At 61.1% G+C, this 16,993-nt stretch carries 16 protein-coding genes; 8 read left to right on the plus strand and 8 right to left on the minus strand.

Annotation, left to right across the window (positions count from 1 at the left end; translation table 11 throughout):
* Positions 1 to 73: 73 nt before the first annotated feature.
* Positions 74 to 562, minus strand: a complete 489-nt coding sequence (gene bkdR / locus DCO47_RS19180; RefSeq protein ID WP_016775196.1) for a Bkd operon transcriptional regulator BkdR — start codon at positions 560 to 562, stop codon at positions 74 to 76.
* 185 nt (positions 563 to 747) lie between these two features.
* Between bkdR and DCO47_RS19190 the strand changes: the two genes are divergently transcribed.
* The 5 genes from DCO47_RS19190 (at position 748) to DCO47_RS19210 (ending at position 6,950) form a co-directional block, all read left to right on the plus strand.
* Positions 748 to 1,983, plus strand: a complete 1,236-nt coding sequence (locus DCO47_RS19190; RefSeq protein WP_042609297.1) for a 3-methyl-2-oxobutanoate dehydrogenase (2-methylpropanoyl-transferring) subunit alpha — start codon at positions 748 to 750, stop codon at positions 1,981 to 1,983.
* Between the two features lies 1 nt (position 1,984).
* Positions 1,985 to 3,043: an alpha-ketoacid dehydrogenase subunit beta gene (locus DCO47_RS19195; protein WP_003224000.1), complete on the plus strand. Its 1,059-nt coding sequence runs from the start codon at positions 1,985 to 1,987 to the stop codon at positions 3,041 to 3,043.
* Positions 3,044 to 4,315 (plus strand): dihydrolipoamide acetyltransferase family protein, encoded by a 1,272-nt coding sequence (locus DCO47_RS19200; protein WP_064363571.1) that lies wholly within the window; start codon positions 3,044 to 3,046, stop codon positions 4,313 to 4,315. It abuts the gene before it with no gap.
* A gap of 7 nt (positions 4,316 to 4,322) precedes the next feature.
* Positions 4,323 to 5,696, plus strand: a complete 1,374-nt coding sequence (gene lpdA / locus DCO47_RS19205) for a dihydrolipoyl dehydrogenase (protein ID WP_116658691.1) — start codon at positions 4,323 to 4,325, stop codon at positions 5,694 to 5,696.
* A gap of 234 nt (positions 5,697 to 5,930) precedes the next feature.
* On the plus strand, positions 5,931 to 6,950 hold the full coding sequence (locus DCO47_RS19210) for a branched-chain amino acid aminotransferase (protein ID WP_008086978.1): 1,020 nt from the start codon (positions 5,931 to 5,933) through the stop codon (positions 6,948 to 6,950).
* A 135-nt stretch (positions 6,951 to 7,085) separates the two neighbouring features.
* Here the strand turns inward: DCO47_RS19210 and DCO47_RS19215 are convergent, their stop codons facing one another.
* The 3 genes from DCO47_RS19215 to DCO47_RS19225 form a co-directional block, all read right to left on the minus strand.
* Complete coding sequence (locus DCO47_RS19215) at positions 7,086 to 7,988, minus strand: TIGR03915 family putative DNA repair protein (RefSeq protein ID WP_256590206.1); 903 nt, start codon at positions 7,986 to 7,988, stop codon at positions 7,086 to 7,088.
* Positions 7,985 to 9,205 (minus strand): putative DNA modification/repair radical SAM protein, encoded by a 1,221-nt coding sequence (locus DCO47_RS19220; RefSeq protein WP_042609293.1) that lies wholly within the window; start codon positions 9,203 to 9,205, stop codon positions 7,985 to 7,987. The genes DCO47_RS19215 and DCO47_RS19220 overlap by 4 nt, the downstream gene beginning before the upstream one ends.
* A gap of 112 nt (positions 9,206 to 9,317) precedes the next feature.
* The gene (locus DCO47_RS19225) at positions 9,318 to 10,070 is read right to left on the minus strand and encodes a helix-turn-helix transcriptional regulator (RefSeq protein ID WP_116658692.1); all 753 of its coding nucleotides are present in this window, start codon (positions 10,068 to 10,070) and stop codon (positions 9,318 to 9,320) included.
* Positions 10,071 to 10,149: 79 nt separating this feature from the next.
* Between DCO47_RS19225 and DCO47_RS19230 the strand changes: the two genes are divergently transcribed.
* Positions 10,150 to 11,259, plus strand: a complete 1,110-nt coding sequence (locus DCO47_RS19230) for a cytochrome P450 (RefSeq protein WP_116658693.1) — start codon at positions 10,150 to 10,152, stop codon at positions 11,257 to 11,259.
* Positions 11,260 to 11,370: 111 nt separating this feature from the next.
* Here DCO47_RS19230 and DCO47_RS19235 read toward each other — a convergent pair whose 3' ends face one another.
* Together DCO47_RS19235 and DCO47_RS19240 are read right to left on the minus strand one after the other, a co-directional pair.
* Positions 11,371 to 12,690: an Nramp family divalent metal transporter gene (locus tag DCO47_RS19235; RefSeq protein WP_042609290.1), complete on the minus strand. Its 1,320-nt coding sequence runs from the start codon at positions 12,688 to 12,690 to the stop codon at positions 11,371 to 11,373.
* Between the two features lie 115 nt (positions 12,691 to 12,805).
* Positions 12,806 to 13,342 carry a chalcone isomerase family protein gene (locus DCO47_RS19240; RefSeq protein WP_064363577.1) on the minus strand — a complete coding sequence of 179 codons (537 nt, stop codon included), beginning with the start codon at positions 13,340 to 13,342 and terminating at the stop codon, positions 12,806 to 12,808.
* Positions 13,343 to 13,487: 145 nt separating this feature from the next.
* On the opposite strand from DCO47_RS19240, the gene DCO47_RS19245 reads away from it, so the two are divergent.
* Positions 13,488 to 14,261: a hypothetical protein gene (locus tag DCO47_RS19245; RefSeq protein WP_116658694.1), complete on the plus strand. Its 774-nt coding sequence runs from the start codon at positions 13,488 to 13,490 to the stop codon at positions 14,259 to 14,261.
* Between the two features lie 84 nt (positions 14,262 to 14,345).
* A complete protein-coding gene (locus DCO47_RS19250; RefSeq protein ID WP_083352483.1) occupies positions 14,346 to 14,903 on the plus strand; it encodes a hypothetical protein in 558 nt (185 codons plus the stop codon).
* On the opposite strand, the gene DCO47_RS19255 is transcribed toward DCO47_RS19250, so the two are convergent.
* On the minus strand, positions 14,893 to 15,609 hold the full coding sequence (locus DCO47_RS19255) for an alpha/beta hydrolase (protein WP_116658695.1): 717 nt from the start codon (positions 15,607 to 15,609) through the stop codon (positions 14,893 to 14,895). The two genes, DCO47_RS19250 and DCO47_RS19255, sit on opposite strands and share 11 nt — an antisense overlap.
* Positions 15,610 to 15,790: 181 nt before the next feature.
* Positions 15,791 to 16,903: a succinylglutamate desuccinylase/aspartoacylase family protein gene (locus tag DCO47_RS19260; RefSeq protein ID WP_042609285.1), complete on the minus strand. Its 1,113-nt coding sequence runs from the start codon at positions 16,901 to 16,903 to the stop codon at positions 15,791 to 15,793.
* Positions 16,904 to 16,993 lie beyond the last annotated feature (90 nt).

A 16,993-nucleotide genomic window follows, 5' to 3' on the forward strand; every position in this document is an offset into this window, starting at 1 on the left:
AGCCTTCGGCAGCTCCTACATTTGGAATCCGGTGCAAATGTAGGAGCTGCCGAAGGCTGCGATCTTTTGATCTTCAGTTTCCCAACGTCAATCCATTAGCCGGCAACGGCAACGCGGTCTTATAACGCACCTGCTTCAGCGCAAAGCTCGAACGAATATTCGCCACGCCGGGAACCTTGGTCAGAAAATCCATCATGAAGCGCTCCAGCGACTGGATGCTTGGCACCAGCACGCGGATCAGGTAGTCCGGGTCGCCCGCCATCAAATAACACTCCATCACCTCCGGCCGATCAGAGATCGCTTCCTCGAAATGCTGCAGCGCCTCCTCCACCTGTTTCTCCAGGCTGACGTGAATGAATACGTTCACGTGCAGCCCCAGCAGGTCGGCATCCAGCAGCGTGACCTGTTCACGAATCAGGCCCAGTTCCTCCATCGCCTTGACCCGGTTGAAGCATGGCGTCGGTGACAGATTCACCGAACGGGCGAGGTCGGCATTGGTGATGCGCGCGTTCTCCTGAAGGCTATTGAGAATGCCGATGTCGGTACGGTCCAGTTTGCGCATGAGACAAAACCACCTGTTTTTTATGTTTATGCAGAATTTCTATCTGCAAATGGTCGCCAGCGCAACGAAACACAGAGAAATATTCTTCTTGCCCGCGCCTATGATTGTTGTAGGACAAGATTTCCTCTACCCAGGAATGACTGCCAGCTCACTACAAGAAATTCACAAGATCGAGCGTAGAAGCCATGACCCAAGCGTATGAACCGCTGCGCCTGCACGTCCCTGAACCCTCGGGCCGTCCCGGCTGTAAAACCGACTTTTCCTACCTGCATCTGACCGATGCCGGTACGGTGCGCAAACCTCCTGTCGATGTAGAACCTGCTGACACCGCCGACCTGGCCCGTGGCCTGATTCGCGTGCTCGACGACCAGGGCAACGCCCTCGGCCCATGGGCTGAAAACGTTCCGGTCGAGATCCTGCGCAAAGGCATGCGCGCGATGCTCAAGACGCGCATCTACGACAACCGCATGGTCGTCGCCCAGCGGCAGAAAAAGATGTCGTTCTACATGCAGAGCCTTGGCGAGGAAGCCATCGGCAGCGCTCAGGCTCTGGCGCTGAACATCGACGACATGTGCTTCCCGACCTACCGCCAACAAAGCATCCTCATGGCCCGCGAGGTGCCGCTGGTCGACCTGATCTGCCAGTTGCTGTCCAACGAGCGCGATCCGCTCAAGGGCCGCCAGTTGCCGATCATGTACTCGGTCAAGGACGCGGGGTTCTTCACCATTTCCGGCAACCTCGCCACCCAGTTCATTCAGGGCGTCGGCTGGGGCATGGCCTCGGCGATCAAGGGCGATACCAAAATCGCCTCGGCGTGGATCGGTGACGGCGCCACCGCCGAATCGGACTTCCACACCGCCCTCACCTTCGCTCACGTCTATCGCGCGCCGGTGATCCTCAACGTCGTGAACAACCAGTGGGCGATCTCGACCTTCCAGGCTATCGCTGGCGGTGAAGCCACCACCTTCGCCGGGCGCGGCGTCGGTTGCGGCATCGCCTCGCTGCGGGTCGATGGCAATGATTTCTACGCGGTCTACGCCGCTTCCGCCTGGGCTGCCGAACGCGCCCGGCGCAACCTCGGCCCGACCATGATCGAATGGGTCACCTACCGCGCCGGCCCGCACTCGACCTCCGACGATCCCTCCAAATACCGCCCTGCCGATGACTGGAGCCACTTTCCGCTCGGCGATCCGATCGCGCGTCTGAAACAGCACCTGATCAAGGCCGGCCACTGGTCGGAGGAAGAACACGCCGCCGTCAGCGCCGAACTCGAAGCCGAAGTGATTGCCGCGCAGAAACAGGCCGAACAGTACGGCACCCTCGCCGGCGGCCAGATCCCGAGCGCCGCGACCATGTTCGAAGACGTCTACAAAGAGATGCCGGAGCACTTGAAGCGCCAGCGTCAGCAGTTGGGGATCTGACATGAACGATCACAACAACAATATTCAGTTGGAAACCGCCATGACCACGACCACCATGACCATGATCCAGGCCCTGCGCTCGGCCATGGATGTGATGCTTGAGCGCGATGACAACGTCGTCGTCTTCGGGCAGGACGTCGGTTACTTCGGCGGCGTGTTCCGCTGCACCGAAGGCCTGCAGACCAAGTACGGCACCTCGCGGGTGTTCGACGCGCCGATTTCGGAAAGCGGCATCGTCGGCGTGGCTGTCGGCATGGGCGCCTACGGACTGCGTCCGGTCGCCGAAATCCAGTTCGCCGACTACGTCTACCCTGCCTCCGACCAGATCATTTCCGAAGCGGCGCGTCTGCGTTATCGCTCGGCCGGCGAGTTCACCGCACCGATGACCCTGCGCATGCCCTGCGGCGGCGGCATCTATGGCGGCCAGACCCACAGCCAGAGCATCGAGGCGATGTTCACTCAGGTCTGCGGTTTGCGTACGGTGATGCCGTCCAACCCGTATGACGCCAAAGGCCTGCTGATTGCCTCCATCGAAAACGATGACCCGGTGATCTTCCTTGAGCCGAAACGCCTGTACAACGGCCCGTTCGACGGCCACCACGACCGCCCGGTAACCCCGTGGTCGAAACACCCGCAAGCCCAGGTGCCGGACGGCTACTACACCGTGCCGCTGGACGTTGCCGCGATCACCCGCCCGGGCAAGGATGTGACGGTGCTGACCTATGGCACCACCGTGTATGTCTCGCAAGTGGCTGCCGAAGAATCCGGCGTCGATGCCGAAGTCATCGACCTGCGCAGCCTGTGGCCGCTGGATCTGGAAACCATCGTCAAGTCGGTGAAGAAAACCGGTCGCTGCGTGGTGGTTCACGAAGCCACGCGCACCTGCGGTTTCGGCGCCGAGCTGGTGTCGCTGGTGCAAGAGCATTGCTTCCATCACCTGGAAGCGCCGATCGAGCGCGTCACCGGTTGGGACACCCCCTACCCGCACGCGCAGGAGTGGGCGTATTTCCCAGGGCCGTCCCGAGTGGGCGCGGCGTTGAAACGGGTCATGGAGGTCTGAATGGGCACGCACGTTATCAAGATGCCGGACATCGGCGAAGGCATCGCAGAAGTAGAACTGTCGCAGTGGCACGTCAAGGTTGGCGACCTGGTCGTAGAAGATCAGGTGCTGGCGGACGTGATGACCGACAAGGCGATGGTCGATATCCCGTCGCCAGTACATGGCAAAGTCATTGCCCTCGGCGGTCAGCCGGGTGAAGTGATGGCAGTCGGCAGTGTGCTGATCAGCATCGAGGTTGAGGGGGCTGGCAATCTTAAAGAGTCCGCCGCACCTGTTGTCGATAAAGAGCCTGTCACGCCGAAAGTTGAAGCCGTTGTTGTTGAGAGCAAACCTGCTGCAGCCGCGCCGCGCCCTGCGCCTGTTTGCCAAGGCCCGATGGTTGCTCGCGAAGCAGACGAACGCCCCCTCGCATCGCCCGCCGTGCGCAAACATGCGCTGGATCTGGGTATTCAATTGCGTCTGGTGCGCGGCTCCGGCCCGGCCGGTCGTGTGCTGCACGAAGACCTTGAGGCCTATCTGGCGCAAGGTCAGTCGAACGCTTCGGCACCCGTTGCCGCCGCGTACGCTCAACGTAATGACGAAGAACAGATTCAAGTCATAGGCATGCGCCGCAAGATTGCTCAGCGCATGCAGGACGCCACGCAACGTGCCGCGCACTTCAGCTACGTCGAGGAAATCGACGTCACCGCAATCGAAGAACTGCGCGCTCATCTGAATGAGAAGCACGGCACCAGCCGTGGCAAGTTGACCTTGCTGCCGTTCCTCGTCCGCGCTCTGGTTGTGGCCCTGCGCGACTTCCCGCAGATGAACGCCCGTTATGACGACGAAGCCCAGGTCATCACTCGCCTCGGCGCGGTGCATGTTGGTGTCGCCACACAAAGCGATGTTGGCTTGATGGTGCCGGTCGTGCGTCACGCCGAAGCCCGCAGCCTGTGGGACAGTGCCACGGAGATTTCACGTTTGGCCAACGCCGCGCGCAATGGCAAGGCCAGCCGCGATGAGCTGTCCGGTTCGACTATCACCCTGACCAGCCTCGGCGCATTGGGCGGTATTGTCAGCACGCCGGTGCTGAACCTGCCGGAAGTGGCCATCGTCGGTGTGAACAAAATCGTCGAGCGGCCCATGGTGGTCAAAGGCCAAGTGGTGATCCGCAAGATGATGAACCTCTCCAGCTCGTTCGATCACCGCGTGGTCGATGGCATGGACGCGGCACTCTTCATCCAGGCCATTCGTGGCTTGCTCGAACAACCTGCCACTTTGTTTGTGGAGTAAGGCGCGCATGCAATCTCTGAACACTACGCTGCTGATCATCGGCGGCGGCCCCGGCGGTTACGTTACGGCGATCCGCGCCGGGCAACTGGGCATTCCGACCATTCTGGTCGAAGGCCAGTCGTTGGGCGGTACCTGCCTGAACGTCGGCTGCATTCCGTCGAAGGCGCTGATTCATGTGGCTGAGCAGTTTCACCAGACGCAGCATCACAGCCAGCATTCGGCGTTGGGCATCAATGTTTCCGCGCCGACCCTCGACATCAGCAAAAGCGTCGAGTGGAAGGACGGTATCGTTGATCGCCTGACCACCGGCGTCGCTGCGTTGCTGAAGAAGAACAAGGTCCAGGTCATCAACGGCTGGGCGAAAATCATCGACGGCAAAACCGTGGAAGTCGGCGATACGCGCATCCAGTGTCAGCATCTGGTGCTGGCCACCGGTTCGACCAGCGTCAACCTGCCGATCCTGCCGATTGGCGGGCCGATCATCTCCTCCACCGAAGCGCTGGCGCCGACGTCTGTACCGAAGCGCCTGATCGTGGTCGGCGGCGGTTACATCGGTCTGGAGTTGGGCATCGCTTATCGCAAGCTCGGCGCCGAGGTCAGTGTGGTCGAGGCGCAGGACCGTATCTTGCCCGCTTACGATGCTGAACTGACGCAACCGGTGCATGACGCATTGAAGCAACTGGGCGTGAAGCTGTATCTGAAACACAGCGTGCTGGGTTTCGACGGCACGTTGCAGGTGCGCGATCCGCAAGGCGAAACCCTGAATCTGGAAACCGATCAGGTGCTGGTCGCGGTCGGTCGCAGGCCCAACACCCAGGGCTTCAATCTCGAAGCGCTGAATCTGGACATGAACGGTTCGGCCATCAGGATCGACAGCCGCTGCCAGACCAGCATGCGCAACGTCTACGCCATTGGCGACGTGAGCGGCGAACCGATGCTCGCTCACCGCGCCATGGCCCAGGGCGAGATGGTTGCCGAGCTGATCAGCGGCAAAAGCCGTGAATTCAATCCGACCGCGATCGCCGCCGTGTGCTTTACCGACCCGGAACTGGTGGTAGTCGGCAAGACCCCCGACGAAGCCGCCGTAGCCGGGCTGGACTGCATTGTTTCCAGCTTTCCGTTCGCTGCCAATGGTCGGGCGATGACCCTGGAATCGAAAAGCGGCTTCGTGCGTGTGGTCGCGCGTCGCGACAACCATGTGATTGTCGGCTGGCAAGCGGTGGGCGTTGGCGTGTCGGAATTGTCGACGGCATTTGCGCAAAGCCTGGAAATGGGCGCGCGTCTGGAAGACATCGGCGGCACCATTCATGCCCATCCGACCCTGGGTGAGGCAGTGCAGGAAGCGGCGTTGCGTGCCCTTGGGCATGCGCTGCACCTGTAAGCGTTGGTGGAATTGATGGCCCCATCGCGAGCAGGCTCACTCCTACATTCTGGAATGCATTCCCCTGTAGGAGCGAGCCTGCTCGCGAATTCCTGAGGCTGACGCGGTCTATCTGTCGCTCATCCGATAGTCCGGGCTGCGAAACCGCTCAAGAATGAAGTATTGTTGTGCCCATCCAAAAAAACGTCAGAAGCCTTGAACCGTTTCGGCGGTTGTTCAGTGATAGAGGGTGTCATGGGTAACGAAAGCATCAATTGGGACAAGCTGGGTTTTGACTACATCAAGACCGACAAGCGCTATCTGTCGTACTTTCGCGATGGCGAGTGGGACAAAGGCACCCTGACCGAAGATAACGTGCTGCACATCAGCGAAGGCTCCACCGCCCTTCACTATGGTCAGCAGTGCTTCGAAGGCATGAAGGCCTATCGCTGCAAGGACGGTTCGATCAACCTGTTCCGTCCGGACCAGAACGCCCTGCGCATGCAACGCAGCTGCGCGCGCCTGCTGATGCCGACGGTCGACACCGAGCAGTTCATCGAAGCCTGCAAAGCCGTGGTTCGCGCCAACGAGCGTTTCATCCCGCCGTACGGCACCGGCGGCGCGCTGTACCTGCGTCCGTTCGTGATCGGCGTGGGTGACAACATCGGCGTGCGCACCGCGCCCGAGTTCATCTTCTCGATCTTCTGCATTCCGGTCGGCGCCTACTTCAAGGGCGGCCTGACTCCGCACAACTTCCAGATCTCCAGCTACGACCGCGCGGCCCCACAAGGCACCGGCGCTGCCAAGGTCGGTGGCAACTATGCCGCCAGCCTGATGCCAGGCTCGAAAGCCAAGAAAGCCAACTTCGCTGACGCGATCTACCTCGATCCGATGACCCACACCAAGATTGAGGAAGTCGGTTCGGCCAACTTCTTCGGGATCACCCACGACAACAAGTTCATCACCCCGAACTCGCCGTCGGTGCTGCCAGGCATCACCCGCCTGTCGCTGATCGAACTGGCGAAATCGCGCCTGGGCCTGGAAGTGGTTGAAGGCGACGTGCTGATCGACAAGCTGTCGGACTTCAAGGAAGCCGGTGCCTGCGGTACCGCTGCCGTGATCACGCCGATTGGCGGCATCAGCTACAACGATCACCTGCATGTGTTCCACAGCGAAACCGAGGTGGGCCCGGTGACCCAGAAGCTCTACAAAGAGCTGACTGGCGTGCAGACCGGCGACATCGAAGCGCCTGCGGGCTGGATCGTCAAGGTTTGATCTGACGACTGCGGATGCTCAAAAGCCCTCCACCGAGTGATTGGTGGGGGGCTTTTTTGATTGTGGTTGTTGGTTTTGTTTGTGTAAGGCTGGAGATCTTTTGTGCTTTTCAAAACCCGAGTTCGACGCGAACTTTCAAGTCGGTGTAGGACGGGAGAACACCTCGGTCGGCCCCCTCTCCCTCTGGGAGAGGGCTGGGGTGAGGGCTTGCTTTTGATTTTTGGCGGCAATGCGTTTGCCCGAGCGACTCGAAATCCCGCTCGCCTGCCCATTCTGCTGCTTGCCCATCCGTGCCTGGGTGATTAGTCCCGGGATCAATTCACCCTCCGGCAGATTCTTCCAGAACCGCACTGGCAGATGCCCTTGCATGACCTTCGGATTCAACCGTGCCGGATTGAAGATGTGGCTGTAGTAGGTCAACCACAAATCGCCATGGGGGTCGTCGACGTTCTGCGCCAGTTGCTGCCATTCGATCGGGCACGGCCGCTCGTGAATCAATTGCTCACCGTCGTAATACACACCGTCGCGCGGCGTGGCGATCAACCAGCGATGCTGGCCCATTCGCCCGATGAAGTGCTCGCTGGCGCTGTGCAAAATGTCATGCGCCGGTTCGTGCCACGCCACATATTGCGGCCCAGGCAGATCCTTTGGGCGTTCGATGAAACGCACAAAGGCATGCAGATGATGGGCCTCGCGGCTGACCTGCTTGATGCGTCGCTGCAACTCACTGCCAAGCTTGTCGCCGGCCATCATCGCCGTGCGGTCGCCATGGCTGACGCGCCATAGCACTTCATACAACAGGCTCCAGCGTTGCTCGCCGCGATAGCGCGCCGCCTGTTCGAGGGTGTCGAGCAGCGCGCGCGGAATACGCGCCTGAAACGGCCCCTGGCCTTCGGGCACCTGTTCATCACTGGCAAACAGATCGCCCACCCCTTCCGCCGCCCAGCTCACCAGACTCGGATCGACTTCATGACTGAGCAACCAGCGCGCCTGCTGGCGCCAGGTGTCGAACAGATCGTCACAATCCAGACTGATCATCCCCACAACCCCATCTGCTGCGGCATCGGCCGGTCGCGCAATTGCTGATAGAGCATGTGGCTGGTGACTTCCGCCTGCTGCGGGTGATAGTCACTGGTGATGATGAACGGCTTGGCCTTGGCCAGCACACAACGCATTCGCGCCACGTCTTCGTAACGGATCCGTCGCTGACGACGCAGCTCGACCAGGCGTTCGGTGGTGCGCAAGCCGATGCCGGGAATACGCGCGATCAGCGACGCATCGGCATGGTTCAGGTCCAGCGGGAACACCTCACGATTCTCCAAGGCCCAGGCCAGCTTGGGATCGATGTCGAGCGCCAGATTTCCCGGGCCTTTGAGCAGTTCGTCCGCGCGATAGCCGTAGCTGCGCAGGAGGAAATCGGCCTGATACAAGCGATGCTCGCGCATCAGCGGCGGCGCGGCGAGCGGTACGCTTTTCGGGCTGTCGGGGATCGGGCTGAACGCCGAATAATAGACCCGGCGCAGGCTGAAGTTGCCATACAGCGATTGGGCGCTGTGGAGGATGGTGCTGTCATCGGTGTCATCGGCACCGACGATCAGTTGGGTACTTTGCCCGGCCGGTGCGAACCTGGCCGAGCGCGGCTCGTTCAATACGGTCTGCACGCCAGTGTAGATGGTGTTCATCGCTTGTTTGATCGAAGTGATGTCTTTCTCCGGCGCCAGAGTTTGCAGGCTGGCATCGGTGGGCAATTCAATGTTGACGCTGAGGCGATCAGCGTACCGCCCCGCTTCCTCGATCAAGGCAGGATCGGCTTCCGGAATGGTCTTGAGATGGATATAGCCGCGAAACTCGTGCTCTTCACGGAGCAACTTCGCCACCCGCACAAGTTGTTCCATGGTGTAGTCGGCCGAGCGGATGATCCCGGAGCTGAGAAACAGGCCGCTGACGCAGTTGCGCCGGTAGAAATCCATGGTCAGCGTGACGACTTCTTCAGGGGTGAAGCGCGCGCGCGGCACATCGCTGGAACGGCGATTGACGCAATACTGGCAATCGTAAAGGCAGAAGTTGGTCAGCAAAATCTTCAACAACGACACACAGCGCCCGTCCGGCGTATAGCTGTGGCAAATGCCCATGCCGTCCGTCGAACCGAGCCCGCTCTTGCCCTCGGAGCTGCGCTTGGGCGCACCGCTGCTGGCGCAGGAGGCGTCGTACTTGGCGGCGTCGGCGAGGATGCTGAGCTTGTCGATGATTTGCATGGCACGGACTCTTTACTGTGTGCATATACAGTATAGGCTCGACCGCCGTGAAACAAGCCGATGGATGACCCCTCGTCGGCTGCCAGTGAATCCTGTGGGATGGTGGCGACAGTCAGGAAGTATGAAACCCCTCAGAACGCAAAGGCTGCGATCTTTTGATCTGCCCGTCCAACGGCAACTCAAAGCCGAAACGCGCACTGATCTGTCTGCGCCCCAGCGTCGTCAGCGTCAACGCCCGACTGTCCAGATCCTGCGTCACCCATTTGCGCTTCAGCGCCGTTTGCAACAAGGCCGCGCCCAGCGAGCCACCGAGATGCGGCCGGCGCATGCTCCAGTCGAGGCACGGGCAGGCAAACTTGCGGCGCAGAGTCGTCAGGTCCTGCACATGGATACCCAGCCCGAGAAACAACGCCTCGCCACTGTCGCTCAGGCGATACGCCTGCTCGTCGGTTTGCACCAGCCAACCGCCTGCAATCAAGCGGTCATGCAACAAAACCGCCAGCGTTCCGGCCATGTGGTCATAGCACGTGCGGGCGAATTGCAGGCGATCCGGGGTGTGCGCCTTGAACGTCGGCGCGGCATTCTGGCCAATCACCATCAACGCTTCCAGCGCTCGCGCCACCCGCTGATCGGCAAGGCTGTAATAGCGATGACGGCCCTGCACATGCAGGCGCACCAGTGCCAGATCCTTGAGTTTCGCCAGGTGCGCACTGGCGGTCGAGGCGCTGACTTCGGCGATTGTCGCCAATTCGGTGCTGGTGCGGGCGTGGCCGTCCATCAGCGAACAGAGGATTTTCGTTCGCGCCGGCTCGGCGATGGCGGCGGCCACTTGGGAAACGCCGATGTCCTGATGTTCTGCGTGCATAGTTCGCTCCCGGACGAATCATCGCCTGCAAGGACTGCAGATAGTAGCAACACTTTCTCTGCTGACAAGGCTGCCAACCATGGACCCGCTCCGCGCTGCGACTCACGCCGATCCCTATCCTTACTATTCAGAGCTGCGAGCTGGCGGCGGACTGGCCTTTCACGAGGATTTGCAACTGTGGGTTGCCAGCAGCGCGCGGGCGGTGTGTGCGGTGCTGGCGCACGCCGATTGCCGGGTGCGCCCGGTGCAGGAACCGGTGCCTCAAGCCATTGCACAAGGTCCGGCCGGCGAGGTGTTCGGCCGACTGATGCGCATGAATGACGGCGAGCGCCAGCGCTGCCCACGCTCGGCCATCGAACCGGCGCTGGGGCTGATCGATCAGAGCGAGGCAGGTGAGCTGGTTGCTGCCCGACTGTTCACAGCGGATGCCGACGGTTTGTACAACGCAATGTTCCGCGGCCCGGTCGCCGTGGTCGCAACGTCGCTCGGCTTCACGCCGGCGCAGAGCCGGACGATCAGCGAACTGACCGCCGATTTCGTCGCGTGCCTGTCACCGTTGAGCAATGACCTGCAACTCGCCGCCGCGCATGCTGCAGCAACGCAGTTACGCGGTTATTTCATCGAATTGCTGGCCGATCCCGACATGAACAGCGCGCTACTGCAGGGGATCACACAACGTTTCGAAGGCGATCAAGATACATTGATCGCCAACCTCATCGGCCTGTGCTCGCAGACATTCGAAGCCTGCGCCGGCCTGATCGGCAATGCGTTGGTAACGTTGCAGCGCCAGCCTGAATTACATGCAACACCGATAGAGAATCTATTGGCGGAAGTTCAGCGCTTCGACCCGCCCGTACAGAACACCCGACGCTTTGTTGCTGCCCCATGCGAAATCGATGGCGTGCGGCTTGAAGCGGGTGATGCAGTTCTCCTGCTGTTGGCCGCAGCCAATCGCGATCCGGCGCTGAATGAACGCCCGGAGGAGTTCGTGCCGCAGCGCGCCAACCGTCGAAGTTTCAGTTTTGGCAGTGGTCGGCATCAGTGTCCGGGGCAAGCGTTGGCGATGAGTATTGCCGGGGCGACTTTGAATCAAATCCTTGCCAGCGGCCTTGGTCTGAATAGCCTGAGCTGGGATTACAGGCCATCGCTCAATGGCCGGGTTCCACTGTTCAACATTAGCGGCGGCTGATGATCAGTCTTCGCGAGCAGGCTCGCTCCCACATTGGCCCAGTGATGAACTCAACATTGTGGGAGCGAGCCTGCTCGCGAAGAGGCCAAAACATCCACCGCAACTCAACAATCAAACCGCCCACTGCAAGATCAACCAACTGTTCGCCCCACTGATCAACACAAACAGCCCCCACGCCAGCACACGGGTCGGCCAGCGATTGACGAACGGCCCCATCAATTGCCGGTCATTGGTCATGCGGATCAATGGGTACAAGGCAAACGGCAGTTGCAGGCTGAGCACCACCTGGCTCAACACCAGCAACTTGCCGATCGCGTTATCGCCCATCAGCCACACGCCGATGAATGCCGGAATCAGTGCCAGGCCACGGGTGATCAGGCGCCGCTGCCAGCACGGGATGCGCAGGTTCAAATAACCCTCCATGATCACCTGCCCGGCGATGGTCCCGGTGAAGGTCGAACTCTGTCCGGACGCGAGCAGCGCCACGCCGAACAACACACTTGCCAGCGCACCGCCGACCAGCGGATCGAGCAAGTGATAGGCGTCCTGAATGTCGACCACATCGGTGTGCCCGGACTGGTGAAACGCCGCCGCTGCGAGAATCAGGATTGCCGCATTGACCAGCAGCGCCAGGGCCAGCGAACCGATGGTGTCGATGCGCGCCAGTTTCACCGCATCCTGCTTGCTCGCCAGATCCTTGCCGATCATTCGCGTCTGCACGATCGAGGTGTGCAGGTAAAGGTTATGCGGCATGACGGTGGCGCCGAGGATGCCAATGGCCAGATACAGCGGTGCGGCATCGCCGATGGCCGACAGCGAAGGTGTGAAGCCCTGCGCCACGTCCGGCCAGTAAGGTTTGATCAGCAACAGCTCAACGAAAAAACACACGCCGATGGTCGCGACCAGCACCAGCATGATCGCTTCGAGCCGGCGGAAACCACGGTTCTGCAGGGCCAGCACCAGCAGTGTGTCGAATGCGGTCAGGGCGATGCCGAAAGTCAGCGAACAGCCGAGCAGCAAGTGAAACGCGAGTGCGCAGCCAAGCACTTCGGCGAGGTCGGTGGCGATGATCGAGATTTCCGCCAGCCCCCATTGCAGGCGTGCGGTCGGCGTGCTGTAGCGCTCGCGGGACAGTTGCGCCAGATCGCGGCCGGTGGCGATGCCCAGCCGCGAGCACAGGCACTGCACCACCATGCCAGCCAGACTCGCCAACAGCACCACGAACAAAAGACTGTAACCAAAACGCGAACCGGCCTCGATCGCGGTGGCCCAGTTGCCCGGATCCATGTAGCCGATCGACACCAGCAAACCGGGGCCGGCAAAACGCAGCACGCGCTTGAAGAATGAAGCAGTCGGATCGACCGCGACACTGCCGGCCACTTCCGGCGGGCAAAACGGCGCAGTGGCGATTTTGGGCAAGCTGAATTTCACGCACACATCCAGAAACAAACACGGGAGCCCGGCAGCTTAGTCGTTTCGAACAAAGCGTTGAAGAGCAAAAGATCGCAGCTGGCGGCGCCCGTATGTGGAATGCGATCTTCTGATCTTATTGACTCACGCCCAACAACTGCTCGCGCAACTCAGGACTGCGCGTACGCGGATCCAGCCAGATATCAAAAAACGCCTTGGCAAATTGCGGATCTTCGATTTCATGCTGAAGCTTCTGACCGATAAAAAATCGCGCACCCTGCCCCGGCAGATACACGCCGGTAATACGCGTGCCGGCCTGCACATCGACGAACGATTGCTGCATCTGCACCTGCCAGTCGGCCAGTTGCGCCGGACTGACGCGGGGGCCGCCAAGGCGTTTGATTTCGTCGACGCTGGTGCTGACCAGATCATCGCGCGAGATCGCCCGGCGGTAGATCAGCTCCAGGGCAAAGGGCTGGCCGGCCGCCAGCGGTCGCGCGGCACTCCACAGGCGTGCACTGTAGACATCGAAACCGAACACACTGAAATCGCCGCTGCCGATGATCTGCGCACCGGGCACGGCGTCTTGCCAACTGGCCCATGTCGGTGTCAGCAGTAGCGCCCACAAGCCAATGCCACAGCAGCCACGGACGAGCTTCGGTGTCCTGTTCATCGCCGTTTTGTCTCCGCGCGTCGTGATGCTCAAAGCATAGCCGGATTCACGCCTGAAATTTTGTATACAAACTTTGCACACATAGGCAGCAATCTTCTCAGCGCAGTGCTAACGTGACTCACCCTGACCCGTCGGAGACACCCGCGTGCTGATTCTCAAACTGCTGCTGATTCCCGGTTTCCTCCTGCTGATTTCTCTGGCGGGCAAGCGCTGGGGCCCGAGCGTGGCGGGGTGGCTGTCGGGGTTGCCGGTGGTGGTCGGGCCGATTCTGTTTTTCCTCGCCATCGAACAAGGCCCGCAGTTCGCTGCGCAATCCGCGGTGGCGGCGCTGTCGGCAATGTTCGCGATGATTGCCTTCTGCATCACCTATGCGCAGGTCGCGCAACGCGCCAATTGGCCGTGGGCACTTACGATTTCACTGGCGGTTTGGGGCGTGCTGGCGGCGGTGTTATCGGTGATTCCGGGGTCCTTGGCGTTCTCGGTAATTGCTGCGGCGGTAGCACTGCTGGCATCGCCTTACCTGTTTCCTGAAGTGCAACCCGTATTGAACGGGCCGACGCCGAAGTCGGACAAACTGATCTGGCGGATGATTGCCGGCGCGGCGCTGACGCTGGTAGTGACGATGCTCGCCAGCACCGTTGGCGAACGCTGGAGCGGCCTGCTCGCGGTATTCCCGGTGCTCGGCAGCGTCATGGCGGTGTTCTCGCAACAGACCCGCGGCCCAGCGTTTACCGCCGCGTTACTGCGCGCAACGGCGACCGGCATGTATTCGTTTTCGGCATTCTGCCTGGTGTCGGCATTGACGTTGCCGAGCATGGGCCTCAGCGGTTTTGCCGTAGGCGTGGCGGTTTCGGTCGCGATGCTGGGGGTGACCCGGCGTCTGCTGGCGCGGCCAGTGGCCAGGGCGCAAGCGCAATAACCGTCCGGACGAATCGCGCTGGAATCCCCGGCACGCTCCGTGGGATGATCGCCCGCCTCGCGCGACCAATTCCCGGAGATTCAGATGTCATTGTTGAGCAAAAAAGCCGTCATCCTGATGTTGGCGGCCGTCGCCGGTTTCACCGCGATCAATGCGCACGCCGCCAAGGAAAAAGTCAAAACCGAGAAGGTCTCGATGCTCGACGGCAAGTTTGCCTTTGTCCTGCCCAAAGGCTTTGTCGCCGACCCGCTGCCCGCCAGCCCGAGCGGGGCCAAGGGCACGATGTACACCAATCAGGCGACCAAAACCGTGGTCATCGCCGCGGAAAACCAGATCCCCGCAGGGCAGAACGTCAAGAATAACGACAGTGAATTCCTCGACGGCAGCGTGTCGAGCTTCATCGACGATCAGCGCAAGGCGCTGCCGGACTTCAACAAGCTCAGCGAAAAAAGCCTGACCCAGAAAGGCACCGGCCTCGGCCTGCGCCAGGTTGACAGCACCGCCACCCAGGGCGGTGGCCAGACGCTGAACACCACGCTACTGGCCGGCTCAGGGACGAAGATGGCGCTGGTGCAGGTGATTTCCCGCGCCAGCGACAAGAAGACTCACGATGCCTTGGTCAAAGCCATCGTCAAGGATTGAGCCGCTGCAACCAGCCATTCAGATCGCGCAATTCGGCCGCACTGATGCTGTGGCCGACGCCCGGATAAGCGTGAAACTCGGGCTGGTAATCGAGTTTCTGCAGTAGCGCGTTGGCCTCGGTGCCATGGCGGTAAGGCACCGGATCATCGGCGGTGCCGTGGCCGATAAAGATGCTCAGCGGCAGCGGCGCCTGTCCGGGTTTGAGTTCGGCCTTGAGCACCGGCAGCAAGCGCCCGCTCAACGCGGCAAAGCCGCCCACGGCCGCTGGCGCGCGCAGGCCCACTTCGTAGCTCATCATCGCGCCCTGGCTGAAGCCGATCAGGTACACCTTGTCCGGCGCGGCGTGATATTTCTTCGCCGCCTGAGCGATAAAGTCGCGCAGCTGCTGGCCGCTGACTTTCAGATCATCGGTCTCGCCGTTGTAGGCACCGTCGCCCTTCTTGCGAAACCACTGGTAACGCCCTTCACCCAGGCTCATCGGCGCGCGCACGGAAAGGTAGTTGTACTGCGCCGGCAGCTGAAATTTCATACCGATCAGATCGGCCTCGTTACTGCCATAACCGTGCAGGAAAATCACCAGCGGACGAGGTTCGGCATCGGCGTGGACCTGTTCGAGGTATTTGAGCGGCAGGTCGGATTGCACGGTGGTTTGGGCGTGGACGGCGGTGGAGGCGAGCAGCGTTAGCAGCGCGAATAGTTTCAGCATGGAGCGTTCCTTCACAGAGTGTCGGGTTCGCGTGGGAGCCTAACATCGTCGGCGGAGGATCCAAATCCTCGGGCGTTGTTGATGCCGCCATCGCGAGCAGGCTCACTCCTACATTTGGAATGCGTTCCCCCTGTAGGAGTGAGCCTGCTCGCGATGAGGCCATTGAAGCCGACGGAAATCCTCAGTCGTTGGTCAACTTGCCGGTACGAAACGGCACCCGCCCCGCTACTTTCGCCTGCCAGATCCCCGGTTCGGTATACCGCCCGCGATCAATCGCAAACAGCACCCCGCTGGTGCCGGCGCGCACGGTGGTCACGCGATCCTGCAATGGATCAACGACCTCGAACAGCGCATCGCCCTGCTCTACCCATTCACCGGCGTTGCGCAAGAAACTCACTACGCCGTGGTGCGGGGCGAACAGGTATTCGGTGCCTTCGAACGGCAGGCCTTCACAGCACTCGTTCGGGGCTGCTGGCCATTCGCCGCTGATGAAGCCCTGCTCGGCGAGAAAGCCGAGAATCGCTTCGCAGTTGGCCCGGGCCTGATCGACACGGGTGTCGCCCATGCTGCCCAGCTCCAGCGTGGTTGCCAGGTTCGCCGCCGGGATCGCCGCATGCGGGAATGCTTTAGCCAGACGCAACCAAGGCGTCGAGCAAGATTCATCGAACGAGCTGCCGCCGGAATCCTCGCACAGCAACGCCACACCCGCCTTCAGCCGCGCCGCCAGTGGTTGCCACTGCGGCCAGTGTTGCGGCAGCGCGTACAGGTGAATGGCAGCGTCGAAGTCGCAATGCAGATCGAGGGTGATGTCGGCGTCGCAGGCGTGGCGCAGCAATAAGCGATGCAAGGCTTCCAGTTGAGATTTGGCCGCCGGCAACTCGTCAAAGACCTGAGCCATGGCCTCGCGGATCAACGCGACGTTGGCCTCGGCATCCGCACCGAGCCGCTCCCCTGCCAGCGCTGCCACCGGGGCGCTGAGCTCGACGAACGCGCGGTTGAAATTCTTGCCGCTGCCCAGCTCGAAGCGGCCCATGTGATTGCCTTGCAGATGCTGATCAAGGCCGATCGGATTGGCCACCGGCACCAGTTCGATGACGCCCTGCAAGCGGCCCTGCTGTTCCAGCTCGCTCAGGCGCAGCTTGAGTTCCCACGCAGTGCGCATGCCCGGCAGCTCGTCGGCATGCAGGCTGGCCTGGATGTACACCTTACGGCTGCCGGCGCCATAGCGGAACACGCTGAGAGAGCGCTCGCTGCCCAAATGGCTCCAGGGCAGAACGTGGTCGATGCGTTGCATGGGAAATCTCCGATTTTTCTGTAGGAGCTGCCGAAGGCTGCGATCTTTTGATCTTGTTTTTTACAAGCAAAGTCAAAAGATCGCAGCCTT

It is taken from the genome of Pseudomonas sp. NDM (genome assembly GCF_003105095.1).
GTDB lineage: Bacteria > Pseudomonadota > Gammaproteobacteria > Pseudomonadales > Pseudomonadaceae > Aquipseudomonas > Aquipseudomonas moraviensis_A.

Bases quoted from the DNA above. Each gene is read 5' to 3' on its own strand.
- lpdA (WP_116658691.1), top strand. From the start codon at position 4,323: ATGCAATCTCTGAACACTACGCTGCTGATCATCGGCGGCGGCCCCGGC.
- DCO47_RS19200 (WP_064363571.1), top strand. From the start codon at position 3,044: ATGGGCACGCACGTTATCAAGATGCCGGACATCGGCGAAGGCATCGCA.
- DCO47_RS19210 (WP_008086978.1), top strand. From the start codon at position 5,931: ATGGGTAACGAAAGCATCAATTGGGACAAGCTGGGTTTTGACTACATC.
- DCO47_RS19190 (WP_042609297.1), top strand. From the start codon at position 748: ATGACCCAAGCGTATGAACCGCTGCGCCTGCACGTCCCTGAACCCTCG.
- DCO47_RS19230 (WP_116658693.1), top strand. From the start codon at position 10,150: ATGGACCCGCTCCGCGCTGCGACTCACGCCGATCCCTATCCTTACTAT.
- DCO47_RS19225 (WP_116658692.1), bottom strand. From the start codon at position 10,070: ATGCACGCAGAACATCAGGACATCGGCGTTTCCCAAGTGGCCGCCGCC.
- bkdR (WP_016775196.1), bottom strand. From the start codon at position 562: ATGCGCAAACTGGACCGTACCGACATCGGCATTCTCAATAGCCTTCAG.
- DCO47_RS19250 (WP_083352483.1), top strand. From the start codon at position 14,346: ATGTCATTGTTGAGCAAAAAAGCCGTCATCCTGATGTTGGCGGCCGTC.
- DCO47_RS19240 (WP_064363577.1), bottom strand. From the start codon at position 13,342: ATGAACAGGACACCGAAGCTCGTCCGTGGCTGCTGTGGCATTGGCTTG.
- DCO47_RS19260 (WP_042609285.1), bottom strand. From the start codon at position 16,903: ATGCAACGCATCGACCACGTTCTGCCCTGGAGCCATTTGGGCAGCGAG.
- DCO47_RS19215 (WP_256590206.1), bottom strand. From the start codon at position 7,988: ATGATCAGTCTGGATTGTGACGATCTGTTCGACACCTGGCGCCAGCAG.
- DCO47_RS19195 (WP_003224000.1), top strand. From the start codon at position 1,985: ATGAACGATCACAACAACAATATTCAGTTGGAAACCGCCATGACCACG.
- DCO47_RS19220 (WP_042609293.1), bottom strand. From the start codon at position 9,205: ATGCAAATCATCGACAAGCTCAGCATCCTCGCCGACGCCGCCAAGTAC.
- DCO47_RS19255 (WP_116658695.1), bottom strand. From the start codon at position 15,609: ATGCTGAAACTATTCGCGCTGCTAACGCTGCTCGCCTCCACCGCCGTC.